Annotated in this window: 9 protein-coding genes; 6 read left to right on the top strand and 3 right to left on the bottom strand. The window is 66.7% G+C overall.

All coding sequences use genetic code 11. From position 1 onward, the window contains the following. Positions 1-124 precede the first annotated feature (124 nt). The 3 genes from CTR55_RS22390 to CTR55_RS22380 all read right to left on the bottom strand — a co-directional run bounded on the left by CTR55_RS22390 (position 125) and on the right by CTR55_RS22380 (position 3,302). Positions 125-964 (bottom strand): thioesterase family protein, encoded by an 840-nt coding sequence (locus CTR55_RS22390; RefSeq protein ID WP_296289480.1) that lies wholly within the window; start codon positions 962-964, stop codon positions 125-127. A gap of 78 nt (positions 965-1,042) precedes the next feature. Beyond that, positions 1,043-2,086: a DUF5924 family protein gene (locus tag CTR55_RS22385; protein ID WP_296289478.1), complete on the bottom strand. Its 1,044-nt coding sequence runs from the start codon at positions 2,084-2,086 to the stop codon at positions 1,043-1,045. 307 nt (positions 2,087-2,393) lie between these two features. Continuing rightward, positions 2,394-3,302: a LysR substrate-binding domain-containing protein gene (locus CTR55_RS22380; RefSeq protein WP_296289476.1), complete on the bottom strand. Its 909-nt coding sequence runs from the start codon at positions 3,300-3,302 to the stop codon at positions 2,394-2,396. A 204-nt stretch (positions 3,303-3,506) separates the two neighbouring features. On the opposite strand from CTR55_RS22380, the gene CTR55_RS22375 reads away from it, so the two are divergent. The 6 genes from CTR55_RS22375 (at position 3,507) to CTR55_RS22350 (ending at position 11,438) form a co-directional block, all read left to right on the top strand. Next, positions 3,507-4,304 (top strand): carbon-nitrogen hydrolase family protein, encoded by a 798-nt coding sequence (locus CTR55_RS22375; protein ID WP_296289475.1) that lies wholly within the window; start codon positions 3,507-3,509, stop codon positions 4,302-4,304. 195 nt (positions 4,305-4,499) lie between these two features. After that, positions 4,500-5,993 (top strand): aldehyde dehydrogenase, encoded by a 1,494-nt coding sequence (locus CTR55_RS22370; RefSeq protein WP_296289473.1) that lies wholly within the window; start codon positions 4,500-4,502, stop codon positions 5,991-5,993. Positions 5,994-6,165: 172 nt separating this feature from the next. After that, on the top strand, positions 6,166-7,548 hold the full coding sequence (locus CTR55_RS22365; protein ID WP_296289472.1) for an aspartate aminotransferase family protein: 1,383 nt from the start codon (positions 6,166-6,168) through the stop codon (positions 7,546-7,548). Positions 7,549-7,801: 253 nt separating this feature from the next. Then, a complete protein-coding gene (locus CTR55_RS22360; RefSeq protein ID WP_296289470.1) occupies positions 7,802-8,860 on the top strand; it encodes an ABC transporter substrate-binding protein in 1,059 nt (352 codons plus the stop codon). Positions 8,861-8,937: 77 nt separating this feature from the next. After that, on the top strand, positions 8,938-10,329 hold the full coding sequence (locus CTR55_RS22355; protein WP_296289468.1) for a cytosine permease: 1,392 nt from the start codon (positions 8,938-8,940) through the stop codon (positions 10,327-10,329). Then, positions 10,326-11,438 (top strand): class II histone deacetylase, encoded by a 1,113-nt coding sequence (locus CTR55_RS22350; protein WP_296289467.1) that lies wholly within the window; start codon positions 10,326-10,328, stop codon positions 11,436-11,438. Before CTR55_RS22355 ends, CTR55_RS22350 begins: the two co-directional genes overlap by 4 nt. Positions 11,439-11,468: the final 30 nt, after the last annotated feature.

Below are 11,468 nucleotides of genomic sequence, written 5' to 3'. Positions count from 1 at the left end.
GTTACCTATGTCTCCCGACACCTGTTACCCATGTGTCCCGGCAGAACACTTGCGATACCCATCACTCACTGTCGGCGAAGTTGATGGGTATCGCTCCACGCCATCCTACGAAGAGCGAAGCGAGTTATTCCTTGTAGTAAACCACCTGGTTGCTGGTTGCCAGCAGCGCGCCGGACTGGCTCCACAGCTGGGCATTCTGGTCGAAGAAGCCGTTGCGGAATTCCTGGGCACGGGCGTCGCCCAGCAGGTAGCCCACGCCGACTTCGGCCATCTGCGCGGCGTCGGTGTGGAAGTAGGTGGTGATCGACACGGTGCCGGCCGGCACCGGGGTGGCGCGGCGCAGCCAGATGCGCGGGTAGAAGATGTCGCTCAGCGCCGCCAGGGACAGGAAGTCCAGCGGGCGGTCCTGGGCGTCGCGCAGCCACAGCTGGCTGCGGCTGGTTTCGCCGCTGCCGTCCCACTTGGTTGGGAAGGCGCCGGAAACCGGGCGCATCTCATACTGTTTGGGCCAGGCCACGCCTTTGGCGGTGGGGCTCATCGGCTCGAAGTCGCTGGGTGGGGCGAGGTCGGGGAAAGGCAGGTCGGTCAGGCTCCAGGTCTCGCGGCGCAGCGCGGTGACCAGGGTGGCGGTGGTGGTGACCTGCTGCTCGCCGGATTCATCGGCCTGGGTCAGTTGCAGCAGCCAGTGCTGGGTGGAGCGGTTGGTGCGCACCGGGATGGCTTCGACCTGGAAGGCGCCGGCCACGACCGCTGCGGCGTAGTTCACCGTCAGCGACAGTGGGCTGCCAAGCAGCTGCGGGTGGCGCAGTGCGCCTTGCAGCAGGACCGCGGCGGTGATGCCGCCGAAGGGGCCGACCATGTTCCAGTAGTCCTGGCTGGTGTGGCCCTCGTAGAGGTTGGGCTGGCCAGCCACGGGCTGCAGGGCCACGGCGCGGTCGAACGGGTGCAGGGCGGTATCGGTCATGACTCTCTCGGCGCTTTTTGTTCTGGGGAGAGGGTCTTGTAGGGGAAAGCGCCGCTCTGGGTCAAGGACACCAGACGGTCAGGGCGTGACCTCGAACCTGAGCGTACCGATCACCTGCCCGGCCTCCGTGAGCACCTGCACCTGCCAGTGGCCGCTGGGGTCGCTGGGGAAGTTCTGCTTGTGCGTCCAGGCGCGGTAGCCGGCCTCGCGGCCGCCCTTGATGTCGAGGGCGATGCGGTCGACTTCCTGGCCGTTCAGGCGCCAGGCGTGGTAGATGCGCTCGTTCAGCCCGCGCGGGGCGTTGATCGCGGTGTAGGCGTAGAGGCCCTGGGATTTGATCTGCGCGACGCTGACCGTCTCCAGGCTGTCGCCGGGGGTGCGCTGGGCGTTGTCGAAGCTCTCGGTCACTGCCATCTCGGTCATCCACAGGGTCGACGGCGGCACCCAGGCGCGGGCGAACCAGCCCACTGCGCCGATGGACAGGGTCAGGCCGACGAGGGCGAACCAGCGCCACCATTTGTGGATCTTCACCGTCACCGCCAGGCTCGGGAAGGACAGCAGCACGGCGATGCCCAGCGCCGCCTGGTAGCTCTGCGGGGTGCTCAGCTGGAGGATGATCGGCAGCGCGGTGAGCAGCACCGCGAACAGCGTCAGGGTGTGGTAACCGAGGAAGGTCCAGCGCCGCACCGACAGCCACTTGTAGTAGATCGGGTCGGTGATCGCCATCAGTCCGGCCAGCGTCAGTACGCCGGTGAACAGGGCCTGGCCGCTGTTCCAGGTGGTGGTGACGAAGAAGAACGGCAGGCAGAAGAACAGGCTTTCCTGATGGATCAGCTGGGTCGCGTAGCGCAGCAGGCCCGGCGGCACTTCCCAGCCGAAACGGCGCTTGAAGCGGTCGGTGAGCAGGTTTTCCAGCATCAGCCAGATCCAGCTGACCAGCATGACGATGGCCATGGCGCGGGCGAAGCCGGCGCGGTGGCGGTCCACCATGATGAAACTGAAGACGCCGGAGCAGAAACCGAACAGGGCGATGACGCGCGGATACTTCTGCAGCAGGCCGAGGACGAGAGTGATGAGGCGCTGCACGCGCTCTTTCCAGATGGGCATGGGGCGGGGCGGCATTACAAAAAGGGGGCGCGATTGTAACCCCGGATGTCAGGTTGGGGGTGTGGGGAGTGACGGGAGGGCTCGGTATTGGGGCTTTTTCCTCACCCCAGCTCTCTCCCGGGGGGAGAGGGGGCCGTTTGCAGCGGTGGGTCGTTTATGGAGTCAGCCAGGGGAGCGCTGGGCTTTCAGAGCCTGCCGAACAGTCCCCTCTCCCTTCGGAGCGGGGCGCGCAGCCAGGGTTAGGGAGAGGGTGAAACCACCGCGCCGAAGTTTGTTCGCGAGCAAGCTCGCTCCTACGAAAAGCGAAAAGCGAAAAGCGGGCTCAATGCATCCCGCTCAACTCCTCCCGCGCAAAGTCGACGAACAGCTGCGCTGGCTTGGTCAGCTGGGCGCGCTTGAGCCAGGCGGCGACCAGGCCGGAGGTGCTGACCTCCTCGGCGACGTCCACGGTGACCACCTTCTTGCCGTCGTAGGTGCACTCGGAATGCGGGCGGGTGACCAGCAGGGAGAAGCCGAAGCCCTGGCCGACCATGCCGCGCACCATCTCGATCGACGGCGAGCTGAAGGCAATGTGCGGATTCAGGCCCAGTTCCTCGAAGATGCGCACGAAGTAGGTGCGGCTGGGCTGCACGTCCAGCAGGATCATCGGCTCCAGCACCAGGTCGCGCAGCGAGACCTTGTCCTGCTTGGCGAAGCGGTGGTTTTCCGGCAGCAGCGCGTAGGGGCGCTGGGCGGGCATCAGCGGGTCGGTGGAAATGGTCGCGTCGAGGTCGTGCTCGTAGAGCAGCGCCAGGTCGAAGCGGCCGGCGGTGAGGCCCTGCACCAGTTCCTGCTGCTCGCCGTCGCTGATGCGGATTTCCACGCCGGGGTAGCGCTCGCGGAAGCCCGAGATCAGGCGCGGCAGGTAGAGCGGGGCGACCGTTTCGAAGCAGCCGATGTCGATCTGCCCGGCCACCACGTCGTTGTCGGCCAGGGCGTTCTGCTCGAACTCGTGGGCCATGCGCAGCAGTTCCTGCGCCTTGCGGTAGAAGCGCGCGCCACTGGGGGTGAGCGACACGCCCTGGGCGTGGTGGCGGATGAACAGCTGCACGCCGAAGCTCTCTTCCAGCCCCTTGATCGCTGTGGAAATGGATGGCTGCGCGATGTACAGCTTGCGCGACGCCTCGGCCACGCTGCCGCATTCCACGGTGGTCACGAAATACTTCAATTGCCGCAAGGTATAGGAAGCCACTGCACGCCTCGTTGATGCTTTTTTATACAAGATACCGCGTTGGGCCGGCCGGCGGGGGCGGCCCATGGCGAAGATTTTCCTCGCCGACGAGCACATTTTTCATGGCCTTGGCCGCCTGCTGCGACCCTCCGGGCGCGGGCATACTCCAGCGCAGCCCGTGAAAACGCCCTGCAAATCCCGTACACGCAGCCTGGAGTAAAGCTCATGCGCATGGCCCTTTGGCAGACCTGCGGCCTCCCCGGCAATGTCGCCGGCAACCTCGACCAACTGGAGCGCCAGGCCGGCGCCGCGGCCGCTGCCGGCGTGCAGCTGTTGCTCTGCCCCGAGCTGTGGCTGGGCGGCTACAACGTCCCGCAGCGCATGAACGAGCTGGCCGAAGCCGCGGACGGCTCCTCTGCCCGGCGCATCGGCGAGCTGGCGCAGCGCTTCGGGCTGGCCATCGCCTACGGCTACGCCGAGCGCCATCCGCAGGGCGGCAAGCCGTACAACTCGGTGCAGGTGATCGGCCCGTGCGGCAGCGCTCTGGGCCACTACCGCAAGGCGCACCTGTTCGGTGCCATGGAGCGGGAAGTGTTCAGCGCCGGCGACGTGCTGGAAGCCCCGTTCGACTATGCCGGCTGGCGCATCGGCCTGCTGATCTGCTTCGACGTGGAATACCCCGAGGCGGTGCGTACCCACGCCTTGAACGGCGCCGGGCTGATCCTCATCCCCACCGCGCTGACCCCGGAATACGGCGCGGTGCCGGGGGTGATAGTTCCGGCGCGGGCGGTGGAGAACCAGCTGTTCGTCGCCTACTGCAACCACTGCGGCGTGGAGGACGGGCTGGCCTTCCTCGGCGGCTCCTGCATCGTCGCGCCGGACGGCGAGCGCCTGGCTGCCGCCGGGCCCGCGGAGAGTCTGCTGATCGTCGATCTCGACCCACAGCAACGCGCTCGCCAGGCCGAGACTTTCCCCTACCTGCCGTGCCGTCGGCCTGAGCTGTATGGGGCACTGACCCGCTGAGTGCGGGCCCTGCAGCGGTGCGCGGGTTCGCACCGTGGTGGTGCGTGACGCATCGGGCTGGTGCGGGCCTGCCCAGCTTTTTCATATACCCCGAAGACAAATTTAATAATTTTCCTTGGCAAGGCCTTGGGCGACCATCCAATCCACATTCGAACAACAACGTCCCTCGAGGGCGAGCGAAGCAGGAGTGCCCTGGTGTACGAGCTCAACGATTGGCGGCAGCGTGCTGCCCGGCAGACCTTCATCGATAGCGCGCTGATTGGCGGCCGCCGTGTCAGTGCACAGGATGGCGCCACTTTCGCCGCTCTCGACCCGGCGACCAATCGCCTGCTGGCCAATGTCGCCGCCTGTGGCGCGGCCGAAATCGACGCCGCCGTACGGGTCGCCCGCCAGGCCTTCGAGACCGGCCCCTGGGCGCGCATGGCGCCGCGTGAGCGCAAGGCCGTGCTGCAGAAGCTCGCCGAGCTGATGATGGCCAACCGCGACGAACTGGCCCTGCTCGACACCCTGAACATGGGCAAGCCGGTGATGGACGCCTGGAACATCGACGTGCCCGGCGCCGCTGGCGTGTTCTCCTGGTACGCCGAAAGCCTCGACAAGCTTTATGACCAGGTCGCACCGACCGCGCAGAACGCCCTGGCCACCATCACCCGCACGCCGCTCGGCGTGATCGGCGCCGTAGTGCCGTGGAACTTCCCCCTCGACATGGCCGCCTGGAAGCTGGCGCCCGCGCTGGCCGCCGGCAACTCCGTGGTGCTCAAGCCCGCCGAGCAGTCGCCGTTCTCCGCCCTGCGCCTGGCCGAGCTGGCGCTGGAAGCCGGCATCCCCGAAGGCGTGCTGAACGTCGTGCCGGGCCTGGGTGAAACCGCCGGCAAGGCGCTGGGCCTGCACCCGGACGTGGACGCCCTGGTGTTCACCGGCTCGACCCAGGTCGGCAAGTACTTCATGCAGTATTCCGCGCAGTCCAACCTCAAGCAGGTGTGGCTGGAGTGCGGCGGCAAGAGCCCGAACCTGGTGTTCGCCGACTGCCGCGACCTCGACCTCGCCGCCGAGAAGGCCGCCTTTGGCATCTTCTTCAACCAGGGCGAAGTCTGCTCGGCCAACTCGCGCCTGCTGGTGGAGCGTTCGATCCACGACGAATTCGTCGAACGCCTGATCGCCAAGGCCCGCGACTGGACGCCGGGTGACCCGCTGGACCCGGCCAGCCGTGCCGGCGCCATCGTCGACAACAAGCAGACCGCTGGCGTCATGAGCTGCATCGATCGCGCCCAGAGCGACGGCGCCACGCTCGCCTGTGGTGGTCGCCAACTGAGTTTCAACGGGTCGGACAACTTCATCGAGCCGACCATTTTCACCGGCGTGCGCCCGGAGCAATCCCTGGCCCGCGACGAAGTGTTCGGCCCGGTGCTTGCAGTCATCCCCTTCGACAGCGAAGAGGAAGCCGTGCGCCTGGCCAACGACAGCATCTACGGCCTCGCCGCTTCCCTGTGGAGCGACGACCTGCACCGCGCCCACCGCGTGGCGCGCAAGCTGAACGCCGGCACCGTGTCGGTGAACACCGTGGACGCGCTGGACCCGGCGATTCCCTTCGGTGGCGGCAAGCAGTCCGGCTTCGGCCGCGACCTGTCGCTGCACTCGTTCGATAAATACACGCAGCTCAAGACCACCTGGTTCCAGCTGCGCGACTAACTGCAAGACAGGCTGCCGGGTTCGTGCCCGGCGCCTGAGCAACGCCCCAATTGCTAACCGAACCGTTCGAGACGGCCGGTGAGACTGCCCAGGTAAGTCCGTCGCCCTCGATCCCCTGAAGACCCCTCAGGCCGGCTGCCGGAGCACCGCCGAGGGATAGAGGAGAAAGTCGATGACCGACAAGACTCGCGCGCCACGTGATACCCGCGACTACCAGAAAGCGGACGCGGCCCACCACATCCATGCCTTCCTCGACCAGAAGGCGCTGAACGCCGAAGGCCCGCGCGTGATGGTGCGCGGCGAGGGCCTGCACCTCTGGGACAATGACGGCAACCGCTACCTGGACGGCATGTCCGGCCTGTGGTGCACCAACCTGGGCTACGGCCGCAAGGACCTGACCGCCGCCGCCACCGCCCAGCTGGACGAGCTGCCGTACTACAACATGTTCTTCCACACCACCCATCCGGCGGTAATCGAACTCTCCGAAACGCTCTTCAGCCTGCTGCCCGACCACTACAGCCACGCGATCTACACCAACTCCGGCTCCGAGGCCAACGAGGTGCTGATCCGCACCGTGCGCCGCTTCTGGCAGATCGAAGGCAAGCCGCAGAAGAAGATCATGATCGGCCGCTGGAACGGCTACCACGGCTCCACCCTGGCGGCCACCGCGCTGGGCGGCATGAAGTTCATGCACGAGATGGGCGGCCTGATCCCGGATATCGCGCACATCGACGAGCCTTACTGGTTCGCCGCCGGCGGCGAGCTGACCCCGGCCGAGTTCGGCCGTCGCTGCGCGCTGCAGCTGGAAGAGAAGATTCTCGAACTGGGCGCGGAGAACGTCGCAGGCTTCATCGCCGAGCCGTTCCAGGGCGCCGGCGGCATGATCTTCCCGCCGGAAAGCTACTGGCCGGAAATCCAGCGCATCTGCCGTCAGTACGACGTGCTGCTGTGTGCCGACGAAGTGATCGGCGGCTTCGGCCGTACCGGCGAGTGGTTCGCCCACCAGCACTTCGGCTTCCAGCCGGACACCCTGTCCATCGCCAAGGGCCTGACTTCCGGCTACATCCCCATGGGCGGCCTGGTGCTGAGCAAGCGTATCGCCCAGGCGCTGGTGGAAGAGGGCGGTGTGTTCGCCCACGGCCTGACCTACTCCGGCCACCCGGTGGCGGCAGCGGTGGCGGTGGCCAACCTGCGCGCGCTGCGTGACGAGGGTTGGGTCAATGCGGTGAAGAACGACACCGGCCCGTACCTGCAACAGTGCCTGCGCGAAGTCTTTGGCAACCACCCGCTGGTGGGCGAGATTCAGGGCAGCGGTCTGGTTGCCGCGTTGCAGTTCGTCGAAGACAAGGCGACCCGCAAGCGCTTCGACAACGAGAACGACATCGCCTGGCGCTGCCGCACCATCGGCTTCGAGGAAGGCCTGATCATCCGTTCCACCCTCGGCCGCATGATCATGGCCCCGGCGCTGGTTGCCGGCCGTGCCGAGATCGACGAGCTGGTCGACAAGACGCGCCGGGCGGTGGATCGCACGGCCCAGGAAATCGGCGTGCTGTAACAGCCCGCGCTTCCGCTTTTTTGTAGGAGCGAGCTTGCTCGCGAATAGAGTTCCGGGGAGCGCCGGTGTTTGCGGGCTCCCCTCTCCCTAGGCACCGTTCGCGAGCAAGCTCGCTCCTACGAATAGCCGAAATGCCCAACAACAACGCCGCGAGCGCGAAGACGCCCGCGCGATGGAACCCTTTTGCCCGGCTTCTGGCCGGGGGTACTGCCCAGCAACACAACAACGCCAATCCGGCTGTGGGAGTCGTTCCATGAAAGTGTCCTTGCTCACGCGCATCTCCATCACCTGTGCCCTTGCCGCCGCTGTCGGCAGCGTTAACGCCCAAGCTTCAACCGGGCCCCAAAGCATCACCGTCATCTCCTTCGGCGGCGCCACCAAGGCGGCCCAGGAGCAGGCCTACTTCAAGCCCTTCGAGGCCAGCGGCGCCGGCAAGATCGTCGCCGGCGAATACAACGGCGAGATGGCCAAGGTGAAAGCCATGGTCGATGTCGGCAAGGTCACCTGGGACGTGGTCGAGGTGGAAAGCCCGGAGCTGCTACGCGGCTGCGAGGAAGGCCTGTTCGAGCGCATCGACCCGGCGGCCATCGGCGACGAGAAGAACTTCGTCCCCGGCACCCTCAGCGAGTGCGGCGTGGCCACCTACGTCTGGTCCATGGTCATGGCCTACAACGGCGCCAAGGTCGCCAAGGCTCCGCAGTCCTGGGCCGACTTCTGGAACACCGCCGAATACCCGGGCAAGCGCGGCCTGCGCAAGGGCGCCAAGTACACCCTGGAAATTGCCCTGCTGGCCGACGGCGTGAAGCAGGAAGATATCTACAAGGTGCTCGGCACCAAGGAAGGCGTCGATCGCGCCTTCGCCAAGCTCGACCAGCTCAAGAGCAACATCCAGTGGTGGGAAGCCGGCGCGCAGCCGCCGCAGTGGCTGGCTGCCGGTGACGTGGTGATGAGCGCTGCCTACAACGGCCGCATCGCCGCCGCGCAGAAGGAAGGCGTGAAGCTGGGCATCGTCTGGCCGGGCAGCCTGTATGACCCGGAATACTGGGCCGTGGTGAAGGGCACGCCGAACAAGGCGCTGGCCGAGAAATTCATCGCCTTCGCCAGCCAGCCGCAAACCCAGAAGACCTTCTCCGAGAACATCCCCTACGGCCCGGTGCACAAGGGCACGCTGGACCTGCTGCCGGCGGACGTGCGTGACGCATTGCCCACCGCGCCGGCCAACCTCGAAGGCGCGCGTTCGGTGGATGCGGCCTTCTGGGTCGACCACGGTGAAGAGCTGGAACAGCGCTTCAACGCCTGGGCCGCCCGCTGATTTTCCCTTGATCCTTTTCTGATCCCTGCCCGGCGCTCGCGCCGGGCCTGCCTTGCCAACGACGCGTGAGAAACACAATGACAACGACGCAAAACCAGGCGACGACGCTGGAGCTGAGCACCATCCAGCCCATCGCCGCACATGAACGACACGGCCGCGCCCGCGACCTCTTCACCATCTGGTTCGGCAGCAACATCATGCTGCTGACCGTGGTTACCGGCGCCCTGGCGGTCACCGTGTTCAAGCTGCCGTTCTTCGCCGCTGTGGCGGCGCTGGTGCTTGGCAACCTGGTGGGCGGCGTGTTCATGGCCCTGCACTCGGCCCAGGGCCCGCAGCTGGGCGTGCCGCAGATGGTGCAGACCCGTGGCCAGTTCGGCTCCTTCGGATCCTTGCTGGTGGTCGCCCTGGTGGTGATCATGTACCTGGGCTTCTTCGCCTCCAACCTGGTGCTCGGCGGCCAGGCGCTGCACGCTCGCTTCGAGGTGATCGGCACCAACACCGGCATCCTGCTGGTGGGCGCGATCAGCGTGATCGCCACGGTGTTCGGCTACCGCCTGATCCACGGCTACACCCGCGTGATGTCCTGGCTGTCCGGCGCAGTGCTGCTGGTCAGCTTCGTCTGGCTGGTATTCGTCCACGGCCTGCCGGCGGACCTGTTGCAGCGCAACGAGAACAACATCCCCGGCTTCCTCGGCGCGCTGTCCATCGCCGCCCTCTGGCAGCTGGCCTACGCACCGTACGTGTCCGACTACTCGCGCTACATGCCGCAGGGCACCGGTTCGCGCACCGCATTCTGGTCGAGCTACTGGGGCTGCTGCCTGGGTTCGATCCTGCCGATGCTGCTGGGCGTGCTGGTCGGCCTGTCGGTGGGCGAGGGCGACGTCATCGCCGGCCTGATCGAGATGACCGGCGGCTTCAGCGCCATCATGGTCGCGGTGTTCTCCATCGGCATCGCCGCTACCAACTCGATGAACCTGTACTGCGGCACCCTGTCGGCCATCACCGTCGGCCAGACGCTGATTCCCGCCTGGTCGGCCAAGGCCGGCTGGCGCGCGGTGATCGCCCTGGCGCTGTTCGGCGGCTCGCTGACCATCGCCCTGCTCGGCCAGGACAACTTCATGGCCAACTACACCAACTTCATCCTGCTGCTGCTCTACGTGCTGGTGCCCTGGAGCGCGATCAACCTGGTCGACTACTACCTGATCGCCCACGGCGAGTACGACGTGCTGTCGTTCTTCCGGCGTGACGGCGGCATCTACGGCACCTTCAACTGGACCGCGGTGAACTGCTACATCCTCGGCATCCTGGTGCAGGTGCCGTTCATGTCCACCGCGCTCTACACCGGCGCCGCCGCGCAGGCCATGAACGGTGCGGACATCTCCTGGGTCGTCGGCCTGGGCGTGGTCTCGCCGGTCTACTGGCTGTTCAGCCGCAAGCGCCAGCGCGCCCTGAAGGCAGCCCGCGCATGAGCCGCCGTACCGGGTTCTTCTTCGACGAGCGCTGCTTCTGGCACGCGACCGGGCTGCATGCGCTGATCCTTCCCGTCGGTGGCTGGCTGCAGCCGCCGGTGGGCGGCGGCCATGCCGAGTCGCCCGAGAGCAAGCGCCGGCTGAAAAGCCTGATGGACGTCTCCGGCCTGAGCGCCCAACTGCACCTGTCCAGCGCGCCGCTGGCCAGCGAGGAAGACCTGCTGCGGGTACACCCGGCGAGCTACCTGGAGCGCTTCAAGGCCTACAGCGAAGTCGGCCACGGCGACATGGGCGAGGAAACCATGGTCAGCCATGGCACCTACGACATCGCCCGGCAGTCCGCCGGCCTGACCATCGCCGCGGTGGACGCGGTGCTGCGCGGCGAGCTGGACAACGCCTACGCGCTGTCCCGTCCGCCGGGCCACCACTGCTTGCCGGATCGCGGCATGGGCTTCTGCTACCTGGCGAACATCGCCGTGGCGGTGGAGACGGCCAAGGCGCGCCATGGCATCCAGCGCGTGGCGGTGCTGGACTGGGACGTGCACCACGGCAACGGCACCGAGGCGATCTTCTACGGCCGTGACGATGTACTGACCCTGTCGATCCACCAGGCCGACTGCTACCCCACCGGCACCGGCGCGGTGGACGACATCGGCGAGGGCGCGGGCAAGGGCTACAACCTCAACGTGCCGCTCTATCCGGGCAGCGGTGACGATGCCTACCGCGCGGCCATGGAAACGATCATCGTGCCGGCGCTGGAACGCTTCCAGCCCGAACTGATCGTGGTCGCCAGCGGCTTCGACGCCAACGGCGTGGACCCGCTGGCGCGCATGCTCGCCCACAGCGAGACGTTCCGCTTCATGACCGCCTCCGTGCGCGACGCTGCCGAGCGCCTGTGCAATGGCCGGTTGGTGGTGGTGCACGAAGGCGGTTACGCGGAAGCCTATGTGCCGTTCTGCGGCCACGCGGTGATCGAGGAAATGGCCGGCGTGCGCACCGAAGTGGTCGATCCCTTCCTGCCGATGCTCGAAGGCCAGCAACCCGACGCGGACTTCCGCGCCTTCCAGCGCCAGGCGCTGGAGCGGATGGCAGGCAAACTGCTCGGCTGAGGACGTCGACCTGACGGCGGATAACCGCGA

Source organism: Pseudomonas sp., assembly GCF_002796985.1.
Classification (GTDB): domain Bacteria; phylum Pseudomonadota; class Gammaproteobacteria; order Pseudomonadales; family Pseudomonadaceae; genus Pseudomonas.
This window is presented reverse-complemented; position numbering and strand designations above follow the sequence as displayed.